The 25,029-nt window shown below is 61.3% G+C and carries 21 protein-coding genes; 9 read left to right on the forward strand and 12 right to left on the reverse strand.

Annotated features, from left to right (window positions below):
- The first annotated feature begins 25 nt into the window (after positions 1-25).
- Entirely contained in the window at positions 26-952 is a 927-nt protein-coding gene (locus Q0J85_RS00560) for a DUF2807 domain-containing protein (RefSeq protein WP_294477239.1), read from the forward strand.
- 95 nt (positions 953-1,047) lie between these two features.
- Positions 1,048-2,229: an AGE family epimerase/isomerase gene (locus tag Q0J85_RS00565; RefSeq protein WP_294477241.1), complete on the forward strand. Its 1,182-nt coding sequence runs from the start codon at positions 1,048-1,050 to the stop codon at positions 2,227-2,229.
- On the opposite strand, the gene Q0J85_RS00570 is transcribed toward Q0J85_RS00565, so the two are convergent.
- From Q0J85_RS00570 to Q0J85_RS00590, 5 genes are read right to left on the reverse strand one after another with little or no spacing between them, the layout of a single operon-like run.
- Entirely contained in the window at positions 2,222-3,181 is a 960-nt protein-coding gene (locus tag Q0J85_RS00570; RefSeq protein WP_294477243.1) for a hypothetical protein, read from the reverse strand. The genes Q0J85_RS00565 and Q0J85_RS00570 overlap by 8 nt on opposite strands.
- A gap of 11 nt (positions 3,182-3,192) precedes the next feature.
- On the reverse strand, positions 3,193-4,212 hold the full coding sequence (locus Q0J85_RS00575) for an ABC transporter permease (RefSeq protein ID WP_294477245.1): 1,020 nt from the start codon (positions 4,210-4,212) through the stop codon (positions 3,193-3,195).
- The gene (locus Q0J85_RS00580) at positions 4,205-5,476 is read right to left on the reverse strand and encodes an MFS transporter (RefSeq protein ID WP_294477246.1); all 1,272 of its coding nucleotides are present in this window, start codon (positions 5,474-5,476) and stop codon (positions 4,205-4,207) included. The genes Q0J85_RS00575 and Q0J85_RS00580 overlap by 8 nt, the downstream gene beginning before the upstream one ends.
- A 10-nt stretch (positions 5,477-5,486) precedes the next feature.
- Entirely contained in the window at positions 5,487-6,182 is a 696-nt protein-coding gene (locus Q0J85_RS00585) for an ABC transporter ATP-binding protein (protein ID WP_294477249.1), read from the reverse strand.
- Complete coding sequence (locus tag Q0J85_RS00590; RefSeq protein WP_294477251.1) at positions 6,175-7,443, reverse strand: ABC transporter permease; 1,269 nt, start codon at positions 7,441-7,443, stop codon at positions 6,175-6,177. Before Q0J85_RS00590 ends, Q0J85_RS00585 begins: the two co-directional genes overlap by 8 nt.
- Before the next feature lie 221 nt (positions 7,444-7,664).
- Between Q0J85_RS00590 and Q0J85_RS00595 the strand changes: the two genes are divergently transcribed.
- The 6 genes from Q0J85_RS00595 to hisC all read left to right on the forward strand — a co-directional run bounded on the left by Q0J85_RS00595 (position 7,665) and on the right by hisC (position 16,583).
- Positions 7,665-8,837 carry an efflux RND transporter periplasmic adaptor subunit gene (locus Q0J85_RS00595; protein ID WP_294477254.1) on the forward strand — a complete coding sequence of 391 codons (1,173 nt, stop codon included), beginning with the start codon at positions 7,665-7,667 and terminating at the stop codon, positions 8,835-8,837.
- On the forward strand, positions 8,838-11,852 hold the full coding sequence (locus Q0J85_RS00600; RefSeq protein WP_294477256.1) for an efflux RND transporter permease subunit: 3,015 nt from the start codon (positions 8,838-8,840) through the stop codon (positions 11,850-11,852).
- 113 nt (positions 11,853-11,965) lie between these two features.
- A complete protein-coding gene (locus Q0J85_RS00605) occupies positions 11,966-12,424 on the forward strand; it encodes a hypothetical protein (protein WP_294477258.1) in 459 nt (152 codons plus the stop codon).
- A 40-nt stretch (positions 12,425-12,464) separates the two neighbouring features.
- Entirely contained in the window at positions 12,465-14,183 is a 1,719-nt protein-coding gene (locus Q0J85_RS00610; RefSeq protein WP_294477261.1) for a serine hydroxymethyltransferase, read from the forward strand.
- A 26-nt stretch (positions 14,184-14,209) separates the two neighbouring features.
- Complete coding sequence (serS, locus tag Q0J85_RS00615) at positions 14,210-15,457, forward strand: serine--tRNA ligase (RefSeq protein WP_294477263.1); 1,248 nt, start codon at positions 14,210-14,212, stop codon at positions 15,455-15,457.
- 64 nt (positions 15,458-15,521) lie between these two features.
- On the forward strand, positions 15,522-16,583 hold the full coding sequence (hisC, locus tag Q0J85_RS00620) for a histidinol-phosphate transaminase (RefSeq protein ID WP_294477264.1): 1,062 nt from the start codon (positions 15,522-15,524) through the stop codon (positions 16,581-16,583).
- A gap of 16 nt (positions 16,584-16,599) precedes the next feature.
- Here hisC and phoU read toward each other — a convergent pair whose 3' ends face one another.
- From phoU to Q0J85_RS00650, 6 genes are all read right to left on the reverse strand, one after another.
- Positions 16,600-17,274 (reverse strand): phosphate signaling complex protein PhoU, encoded by a 675-nt coding sequence (phoU, locus tag Q0J85_RS00625; protein ID WP_294477266.1) that lies wholly within the window; start codon positions 17,272-17,274, stop codon positions 16,600-16,602.
- 13 nt (positions 17,275-17,287) lie between these two features.
- Positions 17,288-18,058, reverse strand: a complete 771-nt coding sequence (gene pstB, locus Q0J85_RS00630) for a phosphate ABC transporter ATP-binding protein PstB (RefSeq protein WP_294477269.1) — start codon at positions 18,056-18,058, stop codon at positions 17,288-17,290.
- Complete coding sequence (pstA, locus tag Q0J85_RS00635) at positions 18,048-18,923, reverse strand: phosphate ABC transporter permease PstA (RefSeq protein ID WP_294477271.1); 876 nt, start codon at positions 18,921-18,923, stop codon at positions 18,048-18,050. The genes pstB and pstA overlap by 11 nt, the downstream gene beginning before the upstream one ends.
- 1 nt (position 18,924) lies before the next feature.
- Entirely contained in the window at positions 18,925-19,866 is a 942-nt protein-coding gene (pstC, locus tag Q0J85_RS00640; RefSeq protein ID WP_294477273.1) for a phosphate ABC transporter permease subunit PstC, read from the reverse strand.
- A 10-nt stretch (positions 19,867-19,876) separates the two neighbouring features.
- The gene (pstS, locus tag Q0J85_RS00645; RefSeq protein ID WP_294477274.1) at positions 19,877-20,914 is read right to left on the reverse strand and encodes a phosphate ABC transporter substrate-binding protein PstS; all 1,038 of its coding nucleotides are present in this window, start codon (positions 20,912-20,914) and stop codon (positions 19,877-19,879) included.
- Positions 20,915-21,025: 111 nt separating this feature from the next.
- The gene (locus tag Q0J85_RS00650) at positions 21,026-21,907 is read right to left on the reverse strand and encodes an AraC family transcriptional regulator (RefSeq protein ID WP_294477276.1); all 882 of its coding nucleotides are present in this window, start codon (positions 21,905-21,907) and stop codon (positions 21,026-21,028) included.
- A 202-nt stretch (positions 21,908-22,109) separates the two neighbouring features.
- Here Q0J85_RS00650 and Q0J85_RS00655 point away from each other — a divergent pair, with 202 nt between their 5' ends.
- Complete coding sequence (locus tag Q0J85_RS00655) at positions 22,110-23,462, forward strand: alpha-glucosidase/alpha-galactosidase (RefSeq protein WP_294477278.1); 1,353 nt, start codon at positions 22,110-22,112, stop codon at positions 23,460-23,462.
- 117 nt (positions 23,463-23,579) lie between these two features.
- On the opposite strand, the gene Q0J85_RS00660 is transcribed toward Q0J85_RS00655, so the two are convergent.
- The gene (locus tag Q0J85_RS00660; protein WP_294477280.1) at positions 23,580-25,004 is read right to left on the reverse strand and encodes a PP2C family protein-serine/threonine phosphatase; all 1,425 of its coding nucleotides are present in this window, start codon (positions 25,002-25,004) and stop codon (positions 23,580-23,582) included.
- Positions 25,005-25,029 lie beyond the last annotated feature (25 nt).

Here is a 25,029-nt window from a genome sequence, read left to right on the forward strand (position 1 = left end):
AACGGATTACAGAGGAGGTTACGTCATGTTCATTGCCGGTTTCATCGTTCATTCGCTGTTCCTGCTCGGCGTTGCGGTACTGGTTGTCATTCTGGTGCTCCTGATACGCAAAGGGGGCGGAGAGGCCTCCGGCCCGGTTGCGACGTTGCATCCGCAGCCGCAAGTTCCGGATGAGAAGCCGGGGAATCCGTCTGCGGCCGCCGGGGAAGATGCGGAACAGGAGGATTTCTCGACGCTGGCCGGAGAGGTTGACCGTGATCTCGCCGCCGACCCGGCGGTTCAGGAGTATCCCTTTTCCAGGCTCGAACATTTGTCGATTGCGGGGGCGTGGCAGCTCCATCTGCAGTGCAACGCCGCCGAAAACAGCTGCCGCATCAGCATCCCCCCGGAGTTCGCCCGCTTTGTCAAGGTTGAAAAGCCGCGCAACGGCATGCTGATCCGTTATACCGGGAAAAAGACTCCCGTCGAAGCCATGACGATCGAACTCTCCACCACCGGCATGCCCGCCCAGTTCAAGTCGATCGGCAAAAGCCGCTCCTGGATCGATGCCGCCGAGGGGGAGAGATTCGTCTGCAAAATCACCGACGGCGGAAGATTCGAGATGCCCGGGGCGAGGTTTCACGAACTCGTTCTGAAGCTCACGGGCGACAGCCGGGCCGAGTGCGGCGGGGAGTTCGACTCCGCTGAGATGGAGGTCTCCGACCGCAGCAACGCCAAACTGCGCGGCACGATCGGTTCTCTCGCGGCACGACTCTCCGGCGCCTCCAAAGGCGAGGCGGTTCAGGTGAAAAACGCCGAAATCGCCGTTTCGGGGGCCTCCAAGCTCAAACTTGAAGTCACCGACAAACTCGAGGGAGACCTCTCCGGCGGATCGTCGCTCAAGTACCGCGGCGAAATCGACACCTCGGGCGTCCGCATCTCCGGCAGCTCCCGTCTCAAGAACTGGAATTGATCTCAAATCAACGGCGTAAATCCGGACGCCGTTTTTTTGCCCGAAAACTAAAATGTTTTAACAGTTGTGATTCACGAACCGGAAAGGGGGAAAAGATGGATTGGAAAAGGACAATCGAACGGTATGAGAACGAATTGACGCAGAACGTGATTCCGTTCTGGCAGAAAAACTGCGTGGACACGGAGTTCGGCGGCTACTTCACGATGCTGGACCGGGACGGTTCGGTCTATGACACGACGAAATACATGTGGATGCAGTGGCGGATCGTCTACATGTTCGCGGAACTCTACCGCAGTCGGTTCGGGGCGGGCAACGAAGCGTTTCTGAAAATTGCGCGCGACGGCTTTGATTTTCTCTACAAACACGGGCGTACGGAGGACGGGAGTTACTACTTCGCGCTGAACCGGCGGGGGGTGCCGTCGATGGCGCCGTACAGTATTTTCTCGGACTGTTTTGCGGCGATGGGAGCGGCGGCGCTCTTCGCGGCGACGGGTGAGGAGCGCTATCGCGCCGAAGCGCGCTCGGCGATGCAGAGCTATATCCGGCGGCTCGACAATCCGAAAGGACGGTGGAACAAGCTGCTTGAGGGGACGCCGAAACGGCTGAGTCTCGGATCGTACATGATCCTCGCAAACCTCGGATGCGTGATGAAAGAGTGCCTCGGCAGCGACGAGTTCGACGGCGAAACCGATCGCGCCGTGCGCACGGTCATGAAACTCTTCCACCATCCTGAACTCAAGGTGCTGTTCGAGAACGTGAATCCGGACGGCACGTTCGACCTCGAAAGCTGTGAGGGACGGTTCGTGAATCCGGGTCACGGACTCGAATCGATGTGGTTCGTGCTGCAATATGCGGAACGGATCAATGACAGGGAGCTGATCCGCCAGGCATGCGATTACATCGATGAGCTGTTCCACTTCGGGACCGATCCGGTCTACGGCGGAATCTTCTACTTCATGGATGCGCTCGGAAAGCCGCACCTCGAACTTCAGCACGACATGAAGCTCTGGTGGCCGCACAATGAGGCGATCATCGCGGCGCTCTTCGCCTACAAACTCAGCGGCGAAGAACGGTTCCTCGAACATTTCAGGACGGTCGACCAATGGGCGTGGAGCCACTTCCCCGATCCGGAATACGGCGAGTGGTTCGCCTATCTCGACCGGCAGGGAAAACCGAACAACATGCTCAAGGGCGGCAAATGGAAAACGTTCTTCCACCTGCCGCGATGTCTCATGAAATCTTCGACGCTGATGCGCGAAATCGCCGGGATCAATTAACGATTCCGAGTCCCTTGACCTCGGCGGGCCCGCCCTCCATCGTGCAGTTCACGTGGGTGGTGCCCGCCGGAATCGGGTAGGTTTCGGAAAATGTCCGCCACTCCGCACCCGGCGCGGCTTTCAGTTTCCGGACGGAGAGAAATTTCTGGCGCTGCATGAAGTTGACCGTCAGCTCGAGTTCGCCTTTTGCGCGGGAGCGGGCGTCGAAACGAATCTGCAACTTCCCCGACCCCGGCCGATGAAGAAGATAACGCATCGGAAGCGGGTGATCGGCCGTTACGATGATCGCGCCGGCAGAAAGCTGCCCCTCTCCCGTCCGTAACGACAAGATCCCCGGCGCCAACCCCAATCGGGCTGGTGTCGGGGGAGCGGATTCGGCTTCTGCGTCGGAAAGTTTTCCGGGCGGAGCGAGCTCGACCAGCGCGGCTGCCCCCGGCGGAAGCGGCACGCCGAAACTCACCCCCGAATCGGAAACCGCATAATTGCCGCGGTCGATCGCGGCACGCGATGAGCCGTCCGCTCCAAGCCGTTTCTGCCGCATGTCGACCCGGTCCGAGTCGAAAAAACGGCCCGCGTCAGGAATATTCAGCTCCGCAAAGCTGCGTTCCTGACCGCTGTTCCAGACGAGGATCTGCAGCCGCCGCGTGACCGAATCGGCGAATGCAAGCGTGTTGAGAGTTCCGTCACATCCGGATTCGACCCGCTTCCCCGTGAGAGAATCGGTCAACAGTGAAATCGGCGCAGCCGCCCGCGGCTGCGCCTGAAGAAGCGCCCCTTTCAACTGCTCGAGCTGCTCCGCCGGAGTGCCGGCCTGGGAACTCGAAACAAGCTCCCGGAACGTCGCGGCCTCCCCCGGCGCCGACGTGAACACCGAAATTCGCAGCTCCGCCGCCATGAGCGGCAAAGTCGCGGCAAAAGCCGGAGCGAGTGAGAAAAACAAACCGCGGTTCATCGCAAATCCTCCTATTTGGTGTGCAGCTTGATTCTCGGATCAGCGGCCAGATAGAGCATGTCGGAGACGAAAATTCCTCCGAGCGTCAACATCCCCGTGAACGCGAAGAGCGCCATCTGCAGCGGATAATCGCGGCTCGAAAGCGCCAGCAGCGACAGCGTTCCCATCCCCGGAATGTTGAAGATGTACTCCACGAGCAAACTGCCCGCCACGAGCGACGGCAGCAGCCCGCCGAAGAGCGTGATGAGCGTGATGAGTCCGTTCCGGAACGCATGGCGCCAGATGATCGCCGTCTCGGAGACTCCTTTCGCACGGGCGGTGCGGATGTAATCCGAGTGGATCACCTCAAGCATGCCGTTGCGTGCATAGCGCGAGAGTCCCGCGAAGTTCCCGTAGGTCAAACAGAGCACCGGCAGCATGTAGTGGCGCAGAATCTCCCACTGCAAAGCCCAGGTCGAGAGCGAATCCTCGTTGGCGGGAGTGAGCCCCTTGAGCGGAAAGATCGGCCAGCGCCCCCCGTCGCAGAGCGTCGTCTGCAGCAGCAGCGCGACCCACATCACCGGCAGCGAATAGAGCAGAAAGAGCCCGAACGCCGATCCGCGGTCGAACCAGCTGCCGGCCCGCACCGCGGCGTAAACCCCGAGCGGAATCGCGCCGAGATAGGTTATGACGATCGCCCAGAAATTCAGCGACAGCGTCACCGGCAGTCGTTCGAGGATCATCTCCGTCACGGGCTTGCCGGGATCGACCGACGCGGAAGTACCGAAGTCCCCATGCAGAACCACCTCCCGCAGCCAGAGTCCGAATCCGACGAGGACCGGTTTGTCGAGATTGAGCTTCTCGCGCAGCGCGGTGTTCTTCTGAAGCGCCCCCTTTGAAGCGTCGAGCGTTCCGGCGGAAGAGTCGCTGCCGAACATGCTGCTGCGGGTCGGGTCGCCCGGTGCGAGCCGCAGCAGAACGTAACTCACGAGCAGAATCGCCAGCAGCGTGAAACAGCCGAGGATCAGCCGCTTGATGATATATTCAACCATGACATACCCCCCTCCGCCGTTCCGACGGCAGTCTCACTTTCGCGAGCAGACACGCGCCGAACAGAAACGGAATCGCCAGAAGCGCGATGCCGATCTCGCTCGACGCGAAAAGCCATCCGGCAAATCCGACCAGCAGCGGCCCGAGAATCGTCGTGAATTTACCGAAGATGTTGTAGAATCCGAAAAACTCCGCCGACTGCCCGTTCGGAATCAGCCGCGTGAAGAACGACCGGCTCAGCGACTGGATTCCCCCCTGCGACGTTCCGATCAGAAACGCCGCGACGAGGAAGATTCCGCGCTTCGCTCCCGGGGAGTCACACAACGGAATCAGACCGACCAGCAGTGCGATCGCGACGTACACCCCGATCGCGGTGTAGAGCATCCGCCGGGCGCCGAACTTCCGCGCAAACACCCCGTAGAGAATCGTGAACGGGAATGCGAGAAACTGCAGAGCAAGGATCGTCAGCAGCAGCCAGTCCGCCGGAATCCCGATGTCCACGCTGATCGGAGTCGCCATCAACAGGATCGTCCCGACGCCGTCGATGTAGAGAAAGTAGGCCACAAGAAAGAGCGCCGCATCGCGGTGTTTCCCGATTTCGCGCCCGGTGCGCCAGAGCTTGCGCAAGCCGTCGAGCGCGCCGATCTTCCGGGAAGCGGGCCGCTTCCGCTCGTGCACGAGCCGGAACATCGGCACGGCGAGCGCAATCCACCAGACGGCAGCCGCGATGAACGCGAACCGGAACGCGATTCCGGGCGAATCTTTCAGCAGCAGCGACACTCCGAGACAGACGAGGAACGGAATCACCCCGCCGATGTATCCCCACGCATACGCGAGCGACGAGAGCTTGTCACTCGCGCCGCGCGGCGCAATGTCCGGCAGCAGCGCGTCGTAGAAAGAGTTGCTCGCCATATATGCCACGAGAGCGGTGAAGTAAAAGATCAGCATCGGCGTCGCGTCACCCCGTCCGGTCAGGCAGAGCGCGAGCGTCGCGACGATGCCGAGGAAAAGAAAGAAGAAGAGATACCGTTTCCGGCCGGAATTCGCATCCGCAACGCTCCCGAGCCACGGGGCGATGACACCAGCCGCAAGCCCAGCCCCGGCGCTGACATATCCCCAGATGCTCGTCGCGAGCGTCTCATCCATCCCCTCGGCGGAATACCCTTTGAAGAAGAGCGGAGCGTACACCGTGCGCACGATCAGCGCGAAAGCCGCGTTGGCCATGTCGTAGCAGATCCAGCTGAGCTGTGCGCGGGTCAGGTGCATCTCGTGGCGGTCACTCCGTTTCTTTTTTCATCACACCGTCGACGAGTTCGCCGGTGCGGTCGGCGAGTTTCGAGATTTCGCGGTTGTGGGTAATCATCATGATCGAGCGCTCCGGATGGAGTTTCCGCAGTTGCGTAAAGAGTTCGAGAATCGCCTCTCCGGTGTGGGAGTCGAGATTCCCGGTCGGTTCGTCCGCGAGCAGCAGTTCCGGTTCATTCAGCAGCGCCCGTGCGATCGCGGCGCGCTGCTGTTCGCCGCCGGAGAGCTCGAACGGCCGGTGTTTCATCCGGTCCGCGAGTCCGACGGTCTCGAGCAGCTCGAGCGCCCGGGCGCGGGATTTCGAGCGGGAAAATCCCGCGAGATTCCCCGGCAGCATCACGTTCTCGAGCACCGAGAGTTCCGGCAGCAGATGGTACGCCTGAAAGACGAATCCGAGTTTGCGGTTGCGGAACTGGGCGGCGGCGCCGCGCGACAGTTTCGACACGTCGACCCCCGCGATGCGGATCGTTCCGGAATCGGGCTTCTCCAGCGCGCCGATCAGATTCAGCAGCGTGGTTTTGCCGCTGCCGGAGGCGCCGAGCAGGCAGGCCCATTCGCCGCGGCGGATCTCCCAGTCCACGCCGCGCAGGACGGGCAGTTTCTCTTTCCCGAGTTTGTAGGTGCGCGTCACGCCGCGCAGTTCGACGATCGTCTCAGTTTCACTCATAACGCAAAGCCCTGGCTGGGTCGAGCCGCGCGGCACGCAGCGCCGGGAGCAGCGCCCCCAGCGTGCAGAGCACCACGGAGGCGCCGACGATAATCAATACATCCGTCGCAACAATGTGCGCCGGGAGCCCGTCAAAAAAGTAGAACTGCTTCGGAAACAATTCGACATGAAAGGTTTTCGACGCGAATTCCATAATATCGTTCCGGTAGAATATGACCAGCACCCCGGTCAGCGTTCCGGTCACGCTGCCGATCACACCGATCAGAAACCCCTGCAGAATGAAGATGAAAGTCACACAGCGGTCGCTCGCGCCGAGCGCCTTTAAAATCCCGATCTCGCGCGTTTTCTGATAGACCGAGGTGATGAGCGTGTTCATGATGCTGAACGCCGCGACGAGCACGATGAAGATCAGCAGGAAGAACATCATGTTCTTCTCGACCGCAAGCACCCCGAGCAGCTGCTGATTTTCCTCCTCCCAGGTGACGACCCGCAGAAACGAGAGCGCGTCGCGGATCGATTCGACGAGTTTCTTCTGATCGAATGCGTCCGGCCCCCAGCCGAATACGGCGGTCGCGCTCCCCCAGGGCAGCGAGAGCAGATCGGCAGCGTCGTCGATTCCGACAAAGAGGATCATCCGGTCGAAATCGTATTTCCCGACGCTGTAAATGCCGGTGACGACGAATTCCGCCGGAAGATAGGCCGAGGCGTTTTTGTTCAGCGTCACGCCCCCCTCGGGGTTGAAGTCGACCATCTGAGTCAGCCGCTGCTGTGTGTGCAGCAGGATCTTGTCGCCGACGCCGACATGCCAGCGGGCGGCCTGGTCCGTGCTGATGACGATCTCACCCTTGTCGAGAGAGAGCTTGCCCTTTTTCAGCGTTTCCGGCAGGAAGATGCCGTTTTTTTCGAGATCCCCGGCGCTCGTGCCGAACATGACCACGCGCGGATCGAGTCCGCGCCCGCGCTGCACGATGACCGGCGACTGGATCACGGCGGCGGCACGGCCGCCCGCCTGTTCGACGGCTTTGATCGCCTCTTCGGGATTGTAGATCACGCCGCCGTAGCCGGGACGCACCTGAAAGTGCGCCTGGGTTTCGACGAGCTTCTCTTTCATGAGATCCGTAAAGCCGGTCATCACGGCCAGCACCACGATCAGCACCGCGACCCCGAGCGTCACCCCGAGAATCGACAGCAGCGTGATGAGAGAAACCGCGTTTCGCCGGGGTTTCAGATAACGGCCGGCCAGAAACAATTCCGTTCGCATTGCGTCAACACCTCTTCCCGTTGCATGAATCTTTATTTCATGCTAATATAGCATGGTTCGCGCGAAACGCAACAGAACGGGAGAAAGAAAAAAGAGGGCGATTCCGGCGGAAATTTCGGACGGCGGCTTGATTTTTCGGCGCACTGCCTTAAACTAATAGCATATATATCTCCCCTGCAGCAGCCGGGGATTGGCGAATCAGTCGCATGAGGTGGAAAGAGATGCGCAAGTTCCAGTTGATTCTGATTCTGACCGCGGTGCTCCTGTCTGTCGGCAGCAGCGGCGCGGAAAGGGAGACAAACGCCGCCCCGGCCGTCCGGGTCGTCGTCATGCAGCCGAAACCGATGGAGTTCGTCCAGAAGATTCTGGTGCAGGGCAACGTCGAAACCAAAGAGAAAGTCGAAATATCCAGCCGGGTCGCCGGAACGATCGACTTCATGGGCCCGGGCGAGGGGGATATGGTCAAAAAGGGGGACACGCTCTTCCAGGTCGACCGGGTTAAACTCGAAAACGATGTCAAAGGGCAGAAACATAAACTTTCCGTTGCGGAAGCGGAACTCAAAATCGCTGAAATCAACGGCGATCTCGCCCGGAAAGTCGCGGAAAAGGCGCAGGCCGACTTCAACCGTTCCGAACAGCTCCGCAAGGCGGAGGCGGTCTCCGAGGACGCCCACGAGCGGGTGCTGCTGAGTTTGCGGGAGGCCGAGGCGGGTGTGCTGAAAGCGGACGCCCAGACCAATTACGCCCGCGCAAAGGTCGGCCAGGCGCAGGCGGAACTCGAGATCGCCGAAAAGAGTCTCGCCGACTCCCGGAGCCGCTCCCCGCTCAGCGGCAGGGTGGTCACGAAGAAAAAAGATCCGGGCGAATTCGTGAGTACCGGGGAGATGCTCTACCGGATCGAAGACCCCGACCGGCTCGAAGTCGTCATGATGATCAGCGCGGTCTATTACGATCAGATCGTTCCGGGCAAAACCGAAGCGGTCATCCACAACCGCGACAACTCGGTAACGGCCGGCGGAGTCGTCCGGTTCCGGAGTCCCGCGATCGATGCATTGTCCCGCACGTTCACAGTCAAGGTCGATCTGCCGGTGAAAGCGGGCTTCGTGAGCGGTCAACTCTGCCGCGTGGATCTCATCCTGCGGAAAGTGGCCGGGGTCGGCGTGCCGAACACGGCGATCCTCGACCGGCGCAACAATCGCCGCACTCTCTTCGTCGTCCGGGAGGGGAGAGCCGAGTCGGTCGACGTCGAAACCGGTATCGTGGACGGAGCGTGGACCATGCTCACCGATCCCGGAGTGCTCAAAGGGTCTCCCGTGATCGTCGAGGGGCAGGCCTTTCTCGAAGCGGGGGAGAAAGTGGAGGCGGTACCCGCCGCGGCAGAGGAGGCGAAATAGATGTTCCTCGAAAGCATATCCATCCGCAAACCGGTGACCGTGAGCAGCTGCATTCTCATGCTTGTGCTGTTCGGGCTCACCGCCTGGAGCAGGCTCGGGCTCGAGGCGTTCCCGGAGACGGAGAGTTCGCATGTGACGGTCACGGCCGTCTATCCCGGTGCGAATCCCGCTGAAATCGAAAGTGAGGTGGCCGGGGATCTCGAAGACGCGGTCGGCGCCATCGACGGCGTGCAGGCCATGCATACCGCCTGCATGGAAAACGTCTGCCGCATCACGCTTGAATTCGAGCCGGGCCGGTCGGCCGACGCCGCCGCGCAGGATGTGCGGGAACGGATCGACCGGATTCTGCCGGAACTGCCTCCGGGGGTCGAGCCGCCGATCGTGGCGAAATACGATCCCGACGCGGCTCCGGTCGTCGCGTTGATGCTGACCGGCGATCTGCCGCTGGACAAACTCTACGACTTCGCGGATGAAACGCTCCGCGTGAAGTTCTCCTCTCTGTCCGGCGTGGCGGGGGTGCGCATCGCCGGCGGCGAACCGCTCGAACTGCGGATCACGCTCGACACGGAAGCGCTGACCGCCGCCGGGCTCACCGTGAACGAGGTGCTCACCAAACTCCGCGAGTCGAATCTCCGGCTTCCGGTCGGACGAATCCGGCAGGATCAGCAGGAGGTGAACGTCACCTACGACTCGGAGTTCAAAAGTATCGATGAGATCGGAGCGCTCGAAATCGGCATGTTCGAGAAGCGGCGCGTCTATCTGCGCGATGTCGCGCAGATCACAATGAAGTCCGCGGAAAAGCGCACCCTCGCGTTCTACGACGGCGAACCGGCCGTGCTGCTGAAGATCATCAAAAAGGGCGATGCGAACACGATGCGGGTCGTCGATCACGTCAACGCCGCAATCGCGGAACTGGAACAGGATCGGCTGCTCCCCTCCGGCATGAAGCTCGTGCGCGTACAGGATGCGGGCGGCTTCATCCGCGCCGCGACCGGGAACGCCTGGCTGACGATGGGGCTCGGGGTCGTTCTGGTCGCGTTGGGGATGCTTCTCTTTCTGCGGGACGGGAGACGAGTCATCGCCGCGGCGGTGTCGCTCCCGGTTTCGGTGGTGATTTCGCTTCCGATCCTGGAGCTGTGCGGATACAGCTTCAATGCGTTCACGCTTCCGGCGCTCGGGATTTCAGTCGGCACGCTGGCGGCGTGTTCGATTCCGGTCGCCGAGAGCCGGATGAAACGTTCCGGCGACGAAAACTCTCCGGGAGCGGCTTCGCAGGTGGCGGTCGCCTCTCTGGCGGTTGTCGCGGTGTTTGTCCCGGTTGCGATGACGCTCTCGCCGGCGGGACACACTCTGGCGCCGTTCGCGATCGCAGCGGGAGCGGCGGCGCTCGCGTCGCTGCTCGTGAACGTCACGTTGACGCCGATTCTCGCCGATGTGCCGCCGGGCGGAAACCGGCGCCCGACAGCAGAGGGAAGAACCGGATGGCTGGAGCTGGGATTCGACCGCTCTCTGGAATTCGTCTGCCGTCACAGGGGGTGGGCGGTTCTGTTCGGAATCGTGCTTTTCGCCGGAGCGCTCGTGCTTCTTCCGGCGCGGACGGGAATGACGTTCCTGCCGGAATGCGACCGCGGCGAATTCCGGATCCGGCTCGAATTTCCCGCCGGTTACAACCTCGACAGCACGCGGGAACGCACGATGCAGATCGAAAGCCGTCTGCGCAAACTGCCGGACGTGGAGGCGACGTCAACCGTGATCGGACAGATTCAGGGAGATCCGGGGCAGAACACCGAAGGGGTGAATCTCGCAGAAATCACGATCGTTGCGAAACCGCAAACCGGACGCGGCGCGACGCTTGAAGAGCTGCGCGAAATGTTCCGGAACGAACTGCGTGATCTCACCGACTGCCGTGCGACCGTCACAGTGCCCTCGCCTTTCGGCGAGCCGCTTTCCTCGTTTGAACTCGAACTTGCCGGGAACAACCTCGATACGCTCGAAACACTCGCGGCGCAGGGAGTGAAAACCTTGAAAGCCCACCCCGCAGCGAGGGATGTCGACAGCTCCGTGCACGTCGGCAAACCCGGGATCCGGGTTGTGCCGGAACGCACGGCCATGCAGAATCTCGGCATTGCATCCTCCTCGGTGGGGACTCTGCTGCGCGGCTCGATCGAGGGTCTCAAGGCGGGCAGCGGCAAAATCGGATCCCGAACTTTCGATATCCGCGTGAAACTCGACGAGCGGACGGGCTACAACCAGCTTCCGGCGCTCCCGTTCCGATCGAAACAGGGCAAGCCGCTGCGGCTCGGAACCGTGACGGAGCTGCGTGCCTCGACGACTCCGACCCGGATCGACCGGAGCGATCGGCGGCGCACCGTGAAACTCTTTGCGAACCCGGCTCCGGGCAGCACACCCGGCGACCTCGCGGAAGCCGCGGAAAAAACCATCGCCCCGGAACTGCCGCCGGGATACCGCATGACGTTCACAGGAACGATCCGGGAGATGCGCGAAACGTTTACCGCGATCGGGCATGCCGCCGTCATGGCGGTTCTGCTGCTCTATCTGCTGCTTGCGGCGATTCAGGGGTCGTGGCGTGCGCCGTTGCCGGTGCTGCTTGTGCTGCCGGCGGCGCTCGCCGGGGTGTTCGCGGCGCTCCGGCTGAGCGGGCTTGCGCTCTCGACTCCCGGGGCGCTCGGCGCCATGACGGTTGCCGGTGTCGCGCTGGCCGGGGCGTATCTGCTCGTGGAGTGCGCCCGGCGGAAACAGGCGGCGGGGCTGGCTCCCGCCGAGGCGATGCGGCTCGCGGTAAAAGAGAAGTTCCGGACGGTCCTCATGACGGGTTTCGCGGTGATTCTCGGCGTGGCGCCGATGGCGTTCGGGCCGGGAACCGGCGCGGAGCTGCGGGCAAGCTGTGCCGTTCCGGTGATCGGCGGCATCATCGGATCGACCGTTTTCGGACTCTATCTGCTCCCGGCGCTCTATGCACTTTTCGCCCGCGGGCGGAACGGGCGAAACGGATGACGAGGAACGGGGGAGCAGATTGTAACGTATTTTTTCCGCATAATCCGGAGGCGGGACTTTAAAAAGCTGTTTTCATGGTGTATATTATGACTTTCAGCGAAAGGGGGACCGCGATGCGGATCATGTTTGTTTGCACCGGCAACAGTTGCCGCAGTCCGATGGCGGACCTCTACTTCAACGACCTCTGCCGCCGGGCGAACCGGCCGGACATCGATGCCTGTTCGGCCGGGATCTGCGCCTGGGACGGCGATCCGATCTCCCGGCAGGCCGCGGCCGTGATGAGCGCCTGCGGCATCGACTCCGCCGGATTCCGCTCTTCGCGGTTCACGCCGGCGCTCGCGCGGGAGTGCGACATTCTCGTGGCGATGAGCGCCTCCCACCGGGCGGCGATGGCGGAGATCGCGCCCTCGGAAGCGGGCAAGATCCGGCTGCTGCTGGGGGAAGCCGACGTACCCGATCCGTTCGGGGGGAGCGTTGAACAGTATACGCGCGTCTTTGAATCCATGCGCCCCGCTCTCGAGGCGCTTTTCCATACCGTCGCGGGTGACGGACCCGGGGAACCCGGCTGTTGACAAGAGAACATCATTCTTTATTTTTCAAGGAGCAGACATCATGATGGAAATCACCGACTGGTACGGCAAATCCCTCCGGATTGCGATCGGAACCGATCACGGCGGATTCGCCCTGAAATCCGGGCTCTCGGCCTTTCTCGAGAGCCGGAAGTGCACGGTCATCGACTGCGGCCCGTTCGTCGCCGACAGCGGTGACGATTACCCTGACTTCGGCGCCCCGGCGGCGCAGGCGGTCGCGCGCGGCGAAGCCGATGCGGCGATTCTGATCTGCCGTTCCGGCGTCGGGATGGGGATGGTTGCGAACCGCTTCCACGGCGTGCGCGCGGTCTGCGCCTGCAGTGCGGAAGTCGCGAAGAAGAGCCGCGAACACAACTGCTCAAATGTGCTCGTTCTGCCCGGTGACGCGCTCGACGCCGCCGCGATGGAGCAGGTCGTCGATGCGTGGCTCACGACACCGTTCAGCAAAGACGAACGCCACATCCGCCGCCTTGTGAAAGTCGAGCGCCGGACCTATGACGATATCGCCGCCGTGCGTGCGGCCGACCCCGAAGTCGCCCGGATCATCGACTGCGAAGCCGAGCGCCAGGCCGACGGCATCGAGCTCATCGCCAGCGAGAACTTCGCCTCCTGCGCGGTGCGCGCCGCCCAGGGCTCGGTGCTGACCAACAAATACGCCGAGGGATATCCCGGCAAGCGCTACTACAACGGCTGCGAATTCGTCGATGAGATGGAGTCACTCGCGATCGAGCGCGTGAAGAAGCTCTTCGGGGCGGAAGCCGCGAACGTTCAGCCGCACTCCGGTTCGAGCGCGAATCAGGCGGTCTACATGGCGCTCATCAATCCCGGCGACACGGTTCTGGCGATGAGCCTCGACCACGGCGGCCACCTGACCCACGGACATCCGCTGAACTTCTCGGGCATGCTCTACAACATCGTACCCTACGGCGTCGACCGCGAAACCGAGCGAATCGACTACGATGAGGTCGAACGCCTCGCGGTGGAGAACAAGCCGAAGATGATTCTCGCGGGTGCATCGGCCTATCCGCGGATCATCGACTTTGCGCGTCTGCGCGAAATCGCCGATAAAGTCGGTGCGAAACTCTTCGTCGACATGGCGCACATCGCCGGTCTCGTCGCCGCCGGCGAGCATCCGAATCCCGTTCCCTACTGCGACGTGGTGACCACGACGACCCACAAGACGCTGCGCGGGCCGCGCGGCGGGCTGATTCTCTGCCGCGAAGAGTACATCAAGGCGATCAATTCAAAGGTGTTCCCCGGTATGCAGGGCGGCCCGCTGGAACACGTGATCGCGGCCAAGGCGGTCTGCTTCGGGGAGGCGCTCACCCCGGCATTCAAGGCGTATCAGCATCAGGTGAAACTCAATGCCGCGAAGCTCTCGCAGGAGCTTGCGAACCGCGGATTCCGCATCGTCTCGGGCGGCACCGACAACCATTTGATGCTGATCGACCTGCGCCCGAAAAAGGCGACCGGGAAAGCCGTCGCGAACGCGCTCGATCTCGCGCGGATCACCTGCAACAAGAACATGATCCCGTTCGATCCGGAGAAACCGTTCGTCACGAGCGGCATCCGGGTGGGTACCCCGGCGGTCACGACCCGCGGGCTCAAGGAGCCGGAGATGGTCCGCATCGCCGACTTCATCGAACGCGGCGTGGCCATGCGTGAGGATGAGGCCGCATTGCGCAGCCTCGGCAACGAAGTCAAGGAATTCATGGCGGCGTTCCCGATGCCGCAGTTCTGATTCCGGAACAGAAAAGGGTTGGCAAAATGATTGACATCAAATTCATCCGCGAAAATGCGGAAAAAGTGAAAGCGAACTGCGCCCGTCGCGGTTTTCCGGTCGACATCGACGGTCTGCTGAAACTCGACGCCGATTCGCGTCAGCTTTCTCAGGAGTCCGAATCGCTGCGCGCCGAACGCAACCGTCTCAGCAAGGAGTGCGCGAAAGATCCCTCCGCCCGCGACAAGGTCAAGCAGCTCAAAGAGGTGCTTGCGACCAAGGAGGAGATGCTCGCGAAAGTCCAGAACAAGATCTATCAGACTGTGATCCGCATGCCGAACATGCTTGCGCCGGACGTGCCGGACGGGCTCGACGACACGGGCAACGTCGAACTGCGCAAGGTCGGAACCATCCCGACGTTCGACTTCCGCGTGCGCGACCACCAGGAACTCGGCGAACTGCTCGGGATTCTCGACATCCCGCGCGGCACGAAAGTCGCCGGAGCGGGCTTCTACTACTGGAAGGGGAAGGGCGCGATGCTCGCGCAGTCGCTCTACTTCTGGGTGCAGCGCGTGCTGGTCGAACGCGGATTCACGATGTTCATGACGCCGTGCGTGGCGAAGGAGCGGACACTGTTCGGGACCGGTTATCTGCCGTTCTTCGCCGACCAGACCTACAATCTGAAGGACGAGGATCTCGCGCTCATCGGCACCTCCGAGCAGACGCTGGTCGGCTACCACGCCGATGACGTGCTCGACGCGGCGGATCTGCCGCTCTGCTACACGGCGTTCACGCCGTGCTTCCGCACGGAGGCTGGCAGCTACGGCAAAGCGTCGCGCGGGATTTTCCGCGTGCACCAGTTCCACAAGGTCGAGCAGATCGTCTTCTGCAAGCCGGAGGATTCGGTGAAGTACCATGAGATGTGCCTCGCGAACGAGGAGTACATCCTCCAGCAGCTCGGCATTCCGTATCATGTGGTGAACGTCTGCGTCGGCGACCTCGGCGCGCCGGGCTACAAGAAGTATGACATCGAAGCGTGGTTCGCCGGATTCGGCGCCTACCGCGAGGTCACGAGCAACACGAATCTGACCTCGTTCCAGAGCCGCCGGCTGAACATCCGTTACAAGGACGGCGACAAGCGCGACTTCGTCCACACGATCAGCGCGACGGCCGTGACCGACCGTGTGATGATCGCGATCATGGAGAATTTCCAGCAGGAGGACGGAACCGTCATCGTGCCGGAAGTGCTCCAGCCGATCTGCGGCTTCGACCGCATTGAACCGATCAGGAAGTAATGCGTCCGCTCCCGGGATCGAACACCTCCCGGGGGCGAGCAAACAAACACCTACAGCAGTTGAAATGAAATCGTATTTCCGCAAAGAGATCGACGCGATGGAGGGCTACGTCCCCGGCGAACAGCCGAAGATGGAGAACCTCTGCAAGCTCAACACGAATGAAAATGCGTTTCCGCCCTCGCCCGCGGTGAAAGAGGCGCTCGCCTCGTTCGATTACGGGAAACTGCGCCGCTACCCCGACCCGACTGCCGACGCACTGCGCGACCGGATCGCGGAAGAGTTCGGTGTGGCGCGGAAAAACGTCATCGCCTGCAACGGGTCCGACGACCTGCTTACGATGGTGTTCCGCAGCTTCACCTCGCCGGAACTCGCGGTGGCGTGTCTGCATCCGACCTATTCACTTTACCCCGAACTTGCGAAAATGCAGGGGGCGCAGGTGATTCCGGTCGCGCTCGACGCGGAACACGATTTCGCGCTGCCGGAAAATCTGCTTGAACAGGCACAGGGAGCGAACCTGCTGATTCTCACGCGGCCGAACGCGCCGACCGGGAATTCGTTCCCGCTCGCGGCCATGCGGGAGATCTGCCGCAAATTTGACGGGGTGGTGTTGTTCGACGAGGCATATGCCGATTTCGCCGATGACAACTGCCTCGAGCTCGCAAAAGAGTTCGACAATGTGATCGTCTCGCGCACGTTCTCGAAGAGCTACGCGCTCGCGGGATTGCGGCTCGGCTTCGCAATCGGCCATGAAAAACTGATCGAGGGGCTGTTCAAGGTCAAGGACTCCTACAACCTCGACATGCTGACTCAGGCTCTCGGGCTCGCGGCGTTCAGCGACCGCGCGTATCTGAAGAAGCGCTGCGAAGAGATCAAGGCGATCCGGGCGGATTTCGCACGCCGCCTTGCGGAACTAGGATTCCGGATTGTGCCGTCTCAGGCGAACTTCCTCTTTGCCGCGCCTCCGGACGGGGACGGGGAACGTTACTTCAAGGAGCTGCGCAGCCGCGCGATCATCGTCCGCTACTTCCGGGGAGCGGTGACGGGCAGATATGTCCGGATCACGATCGGCACCCCGGCGGAGATGGACCGGGTCATCGCCGCGACGCGCGAGATCTACGGCTGCTGACCCGGGCCGCGTCCGTTCACGGTTCCGATTCGAGCCGGGGATGGCGGACGATCTTCCCGAGTTCGAGGTAGATCACGTCCTCGCAGATGTTCGTCGTGCAATCGCCGATCCGTTCGAGGTGGCGGGAGATGAACATCGCGTCGACGTAAGAGGCCGCATGTTCCGGATATTTTGCAATCAGCGCCATGGCGCGGTCGATGACCTGCTTATTGATCTCGTCGACCTCGCCGTCCATGCGCATGACCTCATTCGCGTCAAGGCAGTTGCGGGAGACGAGCGCGTCGAGCGCCCGCTTGAGCATCTGCCGGACGAGCAGCACCTGTTCCGTGAAGTCGATCTTCTCCGGAGGTTCGCCGGAACGGCGTTCCGCAAAACCGAGCGTGTGGCGCGCGATATTCACGGCAAGATCACCGATCCGTTCGAGTTCGCCGTTGACTTTCAGAATTGTGATGATGTAGCGCAGATCGCCGGCAACAGGCTGATGAAGCGCAAGAATCTTCAGACACTCCTCCTCGATGGTGACCTCCATGCGGTCGATCGCATCGTCGCGGGTGATGACGGCGGCTGCCATTTCGCTGTTCGGCTCCGCGGCGGCGGCGACGGCCTGCCGGACCGCGGTCTCGACCGCGGAAGCAAGCGAACTTACCATCCGTTTGAGTCGGATGACCTCTTTTTCCAACTGTTCTCTCATGGTTTCTGCCTCCTCATCCGAACCGGCCGGTGATATATTCCTCCGTCTTTTTATGGGACGGATTCGTGAAAATGGTTTCGGTTTTGTCGAACTCGACGATCTCCCCCTTGTAGAAGAAAGCCGTGTAATCTGAGATGCGCGACGCCTGCTGCATGTTGTGAGTCACAATCACCACGGTGAACTTGTCACGCAGCTGCAGCACAAGATCCTCGATCTTCAGCGTGGCGACGGGATCGACCGCGCTGGTCGGCTCGTCCATGAGCAGAATCTCCGGTTCGGCGGCAATCGCACGCGCGATGCAGAGCCGCTGCTGCTGACCGCCGGAAAGCGCGAGCCCGGATTTTTTGAGCTTGTCCTTCACCTCGTCCCAGAGCGAGGCGCCGCGGAGCGCCTGCTCGACCCGGTCGGCGATTTCGCGTTTCGAGAGCTTGAAGTGCAGCCGCATCGGGTAGGCGACGTTGTCGAACACCGACATCGGGAACGGCGTCGGCTTCTGGAAGATCATGCCGACCTTGCGGCGCAGTTCGAGCACATCGATGTCGCGGTCGAGGATGTTCTTCCCGTCGATCCGGACCTCCCCCTCCGCGCGCTGGCCGCGATAGAGTTCAAAGATCCGGTTGTAGACGCGCAGATGGGTCGATTTGCCGCAGCCGGAGGGACCGATCACGGCCGTGATCCGGTTGGCGGGGATATCGATGGAATTGTCGAACAGCGCCTGATGGCCGCCGGCATAATAGAAGTTGAGATGGCGGACCGATATTTTAATTGTTTCGTCAGCGTCCATGGTGTTTCTCCTTGAAGATGATCCGACTCGAGATGTTGAGCACGAGAACCAGCAGAGTCACGACGAGCGACGCGCCCCAGCCGGCGGCGTGCTGCTCCTCGAACGGGGAGTTCGTCGCGTATTCAGTGATGAGCACGGGCAAATTCGCGGTCGGACCGGTGAAGTAGTTTTTCGGCCATGCGTCGCTCCACAACGCGGTGAAGAGCAGCGGCGCCGTCTCGCCCGAGACCCGGGCGATCGCGAGCAGAATCCCGGTGACGAGACCGCCGCGCGCGCTGCGGCAGATGATCCGCAGCGAAGTGCGCGCCCGGCTGCATCCGAGCGCAAGCGCCGACTCCCGCAGCGAATCCGGAACCATGAGCAGCATGTCCTCAGTCGTCCGCAGCACAACCGGGAACATCAGAAACGCGAGCGCGACCGATCCGGCAAATCCGGAGAATCCCCCCATCGGGATGACCAGCACCGCATAGACGAACAAACCCGCCACGACCGACGGCATCCCCATCATGACGTTCGCGGCGAAGCGGATGGCGCCGCCGAGTTTCGTTCCCTTGCCGAATTCCGCCAGATAGATGCCCGCGAAAATAGCGGGGGGAATCCCCATGACGGCGGCGCCGAGCGTGATCGAAACCGTGCCGAGCAGCGCATTGCCGATCCCGGCATTCAACGCGCCGTAGGGTTTCGACGGGTTGACGAAGAACTCCCAGGAGAGCACCGATGCGCCGCGGGCGAAAACGGTCCAGAGAATCCATGCCATGCCGGCGATCGCAAGCACAAGCGCCGCGATCGAAAGCACTCCGACGATCCGATCGACGAGTTTGCGGCGGAAAAGTCCGCGCCGTCTGCTTTGTGGAATAGGACTCATTTCACCGCTCTCCTCTCCCCGCGCCCGTCAGGGCGAGATAGTAATGAGCAAGCACCTGGACGCCGAGCGCGAGCAGCAGCAGAATCAGTCCGAGCGCGAAAAGCACGGCACGCAGAATTCCGTCCGCCTCCGCGAAGTTGTTCGCAAGTGTCGCGGCGATGGTCGTGCCGCTCGCATAGAGATCCTCCGGAAGAGCAACGACGTTGCCGATGACGAAGAGCACCGCCATGGTCTCCCCGAGCGCCCGGCCGAGTCCGATGAAGATTCCGCCGAGCAGTCCGCGGATGCCGTAACGCATGACGATGTCTTTCGCGGTCTCCCAGCGCGTGCAGCCGATGCCGAATGCCGACTCGCGCAGCACAGCGGGGGTCATGCGGAAAACATTGCGCATAACCGCCGAAATGTACGGCAGAATCATCAGCGCCAGAATCAGACTCGCCGTCAGAAAACCGAAGCCGTTGCCGTATTCCCCGAAAAAGGGGATCTTTCCGAGTCCAAGAGTGTCCGACAGGAACGGCTGCACGTGATCCTGCATGATCGGCACGAGGACAAAGAGTCCCCACATGCCGTAGATCACACTCGGAATCGCCGCGAGCAGATCGAGCGCCTGGCTCAGAATCTCCCCGATGCCGGGCGGCGCGTCGACAAGCCGGAGCGCCGTCACAAAAGCCGGCGGAATCGCGAACAGAAGTGCGAGCGCCGTCGTCAACAGCGTTCCGACGATCGCCGGAAGCGCGCCGTAAACATTCCGGACCGGATCCCATTCGGTCCCGATCAGAAAGCCCGGCCCGAACTCCCGCCAGGCCGGGGCCGATCCGATTCCGAGCTGGACGAGCAGCGCCGCAAGCAGCAGAGGCGCGAGCAGCGCGCTCCCGGCGGCGGCAATGCGGAACAGCCGATCCGTGCAGGCGGGGTTGAGCAGTGTTTTTCCGGAATCGTTCATAAGACGGACTTCAATATTTGACGGAAGCGTTTCCGGAGCGGATCTCGGCATCCCAGGCATTGCGGACCAGCGATACGACCTCTTCCGGCAGCGGGACATAGTGGAGTTTCGAGGCGGCGGAGGCGCCGGTCGTATAGCACCAGTTGAAGTAGTTCAGCAGCGCCGCGGCTTTCTTCGCGTCGGGCTGATTGCGCTGGACGAGAATATAGGTCAACCCTGTGATCGGCCAGCTGTCGTCACCGGGCTGATCGGTCAGAAGCATGTAGAAACCGGGGGCGTTCTTCCAGTCCGCATGCGCACCGGAGGCGCGGAAAGTTTCGGGCTTCGGCTCGACGAATTTTCCGGCTTTGTTCTTCAAAGAGACCATCGAGAGTTTCGCCTCGACCGCGTAAGTGTACTCGGTGTAGCCGATTGCGCCGTTGATGCGGGCGACGTTGTTGCAGACGCCGGGGTTCTTCTGGCCGCCGATGCCGACCGGCCAGTTCACGGCGGGGCCGCAGCCGACGCGGTCCGCCCACTCTTTCGAGATCTTCGAGAGGTAGTTCGTGAAGATGAAACTCGTACCGGAACTGTCGGAACGGCGCACGACCGTGATGCGCACGCGCGGCAGCTTCACGCCCGGATTCAGAGCTTTGATGCGCGGATCATCCCATCCTTTGATTTTGCCGAGGAAGATATCTGCGAGAGTTGCCTGGTCGAGTTTCAGTGTATTCGGTTTCACGCCGCGCAGATTCACGATCACGACCACGCCGCCGGCGAGCATCGGGAACTGGCAGAGGTTCGCCTTGTCGAGCTCTTCTTTGGTCAGCGGATTGTCGGAACCGCCGAAATCGATGGTTTTCTCCTTGATCTGGTTGATTCCGGCACCGGAACCGCTGCTCTGATAGTTGACTTCGACGCGGTTTCCGGTCGATTCTCCGTAATTGTAGCTCCAGACCCGGTAGACCGGGGCGGGAAACGACGCGCCGGCACCGTCGAGCGAGATCTCGGCGGCGGTTACGGCAAACGACAACAACGTTGCGGCAGCCATGCCAAACAGCTTCTTCATATGCACTCCATGTTTGAGTTGATCCCGGCAGGTGACACAGGATTTCCGGGTTTGTGCATATAAGATAGCCGCGAATTGTTAGCACTCTGTTAGGGGAGTGTTAGAAGCTCTTCAGAAAACCGGAGGTCTTCCGGCTCCGCCGGTGCGGTAACCACCCGGCGATGTGCCGTGATACTGCCGGAATACCTTGCAGAAATAACTCGTATCCTCGAAGCCGCAGGCCGCCGAAATCTCCTTGACCGATGCGACCGTCGTCTGCAGCAGACGCACCGCCAGACGCATCTTCTGACGGACGATGAATTCATGCGGCGAAATCCCCTCAAGCTCCTGAAAACGGCGCGTAAAATGTCCTCGGCTGCAGCCGGCCACCTCCGCAAGCATCTCCACCGTGATCGGACGATCGAGATTCTTCCGGCAGAAAGCGTGGATCTTCATCATGAAATCACTTCGGGCGGCAAGAGCATTCGCCGGGGGTTCTGCCATCAGCCGCATCAGGAACGAATAGGCACGCGCACTCGCATCATAACGCCCGCCCAGCCGCTTTTCCCGGCAGATCGCCAGGAGTTCCCACGCCTCCCGCACGACAGGAGAACCCGGTGCAAACGGACGCACGATCCCGTTGCGCCGCCGATACTCCGCCCCGAGACGCGCAAGTTCCGAACCCGTGACCGTCACATACAGGAACTCCCACGATTCCGACTCCGGCGGCAGAAAGTAGACATGCGCCTCCGGCACCATCAGAAAAAACGCACTGCCCGCCGGAACCGGATACCTCTCCCCCTCAAACTCCACGCAGCCGAGCCCGTTGAGCGTATATTGCCAGATCAGAAGCGTGTGGTTGCCGCGCCGCCTCCCGTCCCACGAGTACTCCGCGCTGCGCACAAGCTCATGGCCGCAGTTCAGCAGCATCGCATGCAACCGCTCCGTCCGCTCCGTGAAAAACGGATTGTACGACTCAAAACGAATCACTCCGTCCCGTTCCAACTCCGCCATTTCGCACCTCCTTTTTCTCTGAATTTACCACAACCCGGGGGAAAAGCAACGTTTTCACCGAAAATAAGAGCACAAAATTACCATTCATATCATATTTTTCTCATTTACTTTTATCGAAAGCGGAGTATTGTAAATAACGGGCAACCAAAGCCGGCCGGCCGCGCGCCGGTCAAACGGCCAAACAACAATCGAAAGGACGAAAATGGCCAAGATCACTTTCATGGGGGCGGGCAGTACGGTGTTTGTCCGTAATGTCCTGGGCGACTGCATGTGCCGCGAGGCGCTGAAGGATTCCCACTTCGCGCTTTACGACATCGACGGGCAGCGGCTCAAGGAATCGGAGTTCATCCTCAAGACACTGAATGCGAACATCAACGACAACCGCGCGACCATCACGACCCATCTCGGCGTCGAGAACCGCAAGGAGGCGCTCCGCGGAGCAGATTTCGTGGTCAACGCGATCCAGGTCGGCGGCTATGAACCCTCCACCGTCATCGACTTCGAGATCCCGAAGAAGTTCGGCCTGCGCCAGACCATCGCCGACACACTCGGCATCGGCGGCATCTTCCGGGCGCTGCGGACGATCCCGGTCATGCTCGACTTTGCGCGCGACATCGAAGAGGTCGCTCCGAACGCCTGGTTCCTGAACTACACGAACCCGATGGCGATGCTCACCGGCGCGATGCTGCGCGGCACCTCGGTCAAGACCGTCGGTCTCTGCCATTCGGTCCAGGTCTGCGCGAAGAGCCTGCTCGAAACCCTCGGAATGGAGTGCGATGAAGAGCGCGCGAAAAACCTCCGCACGCTCATCGCCGGCATCAACCACATGGCCTGGCTGCTCTCGATCACCGAGAACGGCCGTGATCTCTATCCGGAACTCAAGAAACTCGCCGACGAGAAGATTGCCCTGTGGCGCGCCGCCAAAGATCCGAAAGAGAAGTCCGGCAATATGATCCGCATCGAAATGATGCGCCGTTTCGGCTATTACGTCACCGAATCGAGCGAACACAATGCCGAATACCAGCCCTACTGGATCAAGGCGAAATATCCGGAACTCATCGAAGAGTACAACATTCCGCTCGACGAGTACCCGAGAAGATGTATCAAACAGATCGCCGACTGGAAGAAGCAGTACGAAGAGCTCTCCAGCGATCCGCACCTCACCCACAAGCTCTCTCACGAGTACGGCTCGGGCATCATGGAGGCAGTTGTCACGAACAAGCCGATTCAGATCGGCGGCAACGTGCTGAACCACGGCTTCATCCCGAACCTGCCCGCGAACGCGGTGGTCGAAGTTCCGTGCCTCGTCGACAGCAACGGCGTCCAGGGATGCTATGTCGGCGAACTGCCGACCCAGTGCGCCGCACTCAACATGACCAATATCAATGTCCAGCTCCTGACAGTCGAAGCCGCGCTCACGAAGAAGCGCGACCGGATCTATCAGGCCGCCATGCTCGATCCTCACACGAGTGCCGAACTTTCCATCGACGACATCGTCAAGATGTGCGACGAACTCATCGCCGCGCATGGCGACATGCTGCCGAAGTACAACTGATTTCTCCGGCAATCGGAAACGAATCGCGAGCCGCGCCTCTCCTGGTGCGGCTTTTTTCATTGACCGGGTACAAAAAAGGGAGGCTGGCCGCCTCCCTTCATTTCTGATCGACTCCGATCATTCCCCCCGCCCGGTGTGGCGGATCAGGACGATCGTCTGGTCGTCGTTCTGCTCGACTTCGTAATTGACGACCGATTCCATCACGCGGTCGATGACCGCCTGCGGCGAACCGCCCGCTTCGCAGGAGTTCTTGAACACCTCCGTGAGCCGGGCGAGACCGAACTCCTCCTGCTCCTTGTTCAGCGCCTCCGAGAGCCCGTCGGAGTACATCATGACCGCAGTTCCCGGTTCGATCGCAAGGCAGATCGTGTCGAAATTCGCAAAATCATCCGGCAGAATTCCGAGTCCGGTTCCCGCCGGCGAAAAGGTCCGGATGTGACCGTGTACATAACTGACCAGATCGGTGTGCCCCGCCCGTCCGAATTCCAGAAGCGAATGTTTCCGACTCAGCAGACAGCACCCCAGCGTGATGAAGCGGTCCGCATCCGTGTCCTGAAACAGCTTTTCGTTGATCTTCCGCAGAAAATCGCTCAGCGTTGTGAAACTCCCGGCCGCGGCGAAACAGCGCGCGTAACTGCGCGTCATCGCCGTGAGCATGCAGGCGGGAATCCCCTTGCCGCTCGCGTCGCCGATGATGATCAGCAGACGATCGTCGTCGATCTCGACAAAATCATAGAAATCGCCGTTGACCTCTTTGGCCGAACGGGTATAGGCGTTGATCGAAAACTGATCCCAGGCCGGAAACGCCGGAGGCAGCAGCGACTGCTGCAGATGACGCGCAAAATCGAGCTCCTGGTCGATCCGTTCCCGTTCGCTGATCTCGCTGTATACCTTGACAAGATTCTGCACCATCTGGACCTGGCCGGAAAGCAGCCGCAGCCGTTCAAACTGCGCCTCGGAGAACGGACTGCCGGGACGCAACCGGTTCGTCGCGGCACAGACCACCCCGACCAGAATCCCTTCGCGCAGCAGCGGAATCGCCATCACACTGCCGAAATTCGCAAAGTCCGGATACTCCGTGAAACGCGGATCCGCCGCGGCATCCGGCACCAGCTCCGCCTGGCGGGTCGTCGCCAGTCCCCCGAGGAATCCCCTGCCGATCGGAATCTCCTCACGCCGCAACGCCTCAAACAAATGGTGATGCCGCGAAAACAGAAGCTGATTCGAGCTGTGAATCAGCGGATAGGTTCCACATACCCCGATCACACGCAACTCGTTGCCGGCAACCTCGTAGATCGCCACAGATTCCGCATCCGTCTGTTCTGCGACATGGCGGGCGGCCGCATGCATCGCGCCCTCCACGCCATCCTCCTCCTGGAGTCCCGTGGAGAAGCGCGAGAGGAAATTCGTGATCTCACGCCGCCGCTCGTTCGCACGATCCAGCGCCCGGCCAAGTTCAATCGTGCGGCGGAAATAGTGCACCGCCGTCAACGTAACCGGCAGAAGCAGAATCACCAGAAATATGATAATTCCTGCGGTCATCGATCCAGAAGTTCCTCTTTATGCT

The organism is uncultured Victivallis sp. (assembly GCA_944389935.1).
Lineage (GTDB): Bacteria > Verrucomicrobiota > Lentisphaeria > Victivallales > Victivallaceae > Victivallis.

What these genes read in the sequence shown, in the direction of transcription:
- hisC (WP_294477264.1), top strand. Translation starts at nt 15,522, where the DNA reads ATGAAATCGTATTTCCGCAAAGAGATCGACGCGATGGAGGGCTACGTC.
- Q0J85_RS00595 (WP_294477254.1), top strand. Translation starts at nt 7,665, where the DNA reads ATGCGCAAGTTCCAGTTGATTCTGATTCTGACCGCGGTGCTCCTGTCT.
- Q0J85_RS00655 (WP_294477278.1), top strand. Translation starts at nt 22,110, where the DNA reads ATGGCCAAGATCACTTTCATGGGGGCGGGCAGTACGGTGTTTGTCCGT.
- Q0J85_RS00575 (WP_294477245.1), bottom strand. Translation starts at nt 4,212, where the DNA reads ATGGTTGAATATATCATCAAGCGGCTGATCCTCGGCTGTTTCACGCTG.
- pstS (WP_294477274.1), bottom strand. Translation starts at nt 20,914, where the DNA reads ATGAAGAAGCTGTTTGGCATGGCTGCCGCAACGTTGTTGTCGTTTGCC.
- pstC (WP_294477273.1), bottom strand. Translation starts at nt 19,866, where the DNA reads ATGAACGATTCCGGAAAAACACTGCTCAACCCCGCCTGCACGGATCGG.
- phoU (WP_294477266.1), bottom strand. Translation starts at nt 17,274, where the DNA reads ATGAGAGAACAGTTGGAAAAAGAGGTCATCCGACTCAAACGGATGGTA.
- Q0J85_RS00565 (WP_294477241.1), top strand. Translation starts at nt 1,048, where the DNA reads ATGGATTGGAAAAGGACAATCGAACGGTATGAGAACGAATTGACGCAG.
- pstB (WP_294477269.1), bottom strand. Translation starts at nt 18,058, where the DNA reads ATGGACGCTGACGAAACAATTAAAATATCGGTCCGCCATCTCAACTTC.
- serS (WP_294477263.1), top strand. Translation starts at nt 14,210, where the DNA reads ATGATTGACATCAAATTCATCCGCGAAAATGCGGAAAAAGTGAAAGCG.
- pstA (WP_294477271.1), bottom strand. Translation starts at nt 18,923, where the DNA reads ATGAGTCCTATTCCACAAAGCAGACGGCGCGGACTTTTCCGCCGCAAA.
- Q0J85_RS00590 (WP_294477251.1), bottom strand. Translation starts at nt 7,443, where the DNA reads ATGCGAACGGAATTGTTTCTGGCCGGCCGTTATCTGAAACCCCGGCGA.
- Q0J85_RS00660 (WP_294477280.1), bottom strand. Translation starts at nt 25,004, where the DNA reads ATGACCGCAGGAATTATCATATTTCTGGTGATTCTGCTTCTGCCGGTT.
- Q0J85_RS00570 (WP_294477243.1), bottom strand. Translation starts at nt 3,181, where the DNA reads ATGAACCGCGGTTTGTTTTTCTCACTCGCTCCGGCTTTTGCCGCGACT.
- Q0J85_RS00650 (WP_294477276.1), bottom strand. Translation starts at nt 21,907, where the DNA reads ATGGCGGAGTTGGAACGGGACGGAGTGATTCGTTTTGAGTCGTACAAT.
- Q0J85_RS00585 (WP_294477249.1), bottom strand. Translation starts at nt 6,182, where the DNA reads ATGAGTGAAACTGAGACGATCGTCGAACTGCGCGGCGTGACGCGCACC.
- Q0J85_RS00600 (WP_294477256.1), top strand. Translation starts at nt 8,838, where the DNA reads ATGTTCCTCGAAAGCATATCCATCCGCAAACCGGTGACCGTGAGCAGC.
- Q0J85_RS00580 (WP_294477246.1), bottom strand. Translation starts at nt 5,476, where the DNA reads ATGCACCTGACCCGCGCACAGCTCAGCTGGATCTGCTACGACATGGCC.
- Q0J85_RS00605 (WP_294477258.1), top strand. Translation starts at nt 11,966, where the DNA reads ATGCGGATCATGTTTGTTTGCACCGGCAACAGTTGCCGCAGTCCGATG.
- Q0J85_RS00610 (WP_294477261.1), top strand. Translation starts at nt 12,465, where the DNA reads ATGATGGAAATCACCGACTGGTACGGCAAATCCCTCCGGATTGCGATC.
- Q0J85_RS00560 (WP_294477239.1), top strand. Translation starts at nt 26, where the DNA reads ATGTTCATTGCCGGTTTCATCGTTCATTCGCTGTTCCTGCTCGGCGTT.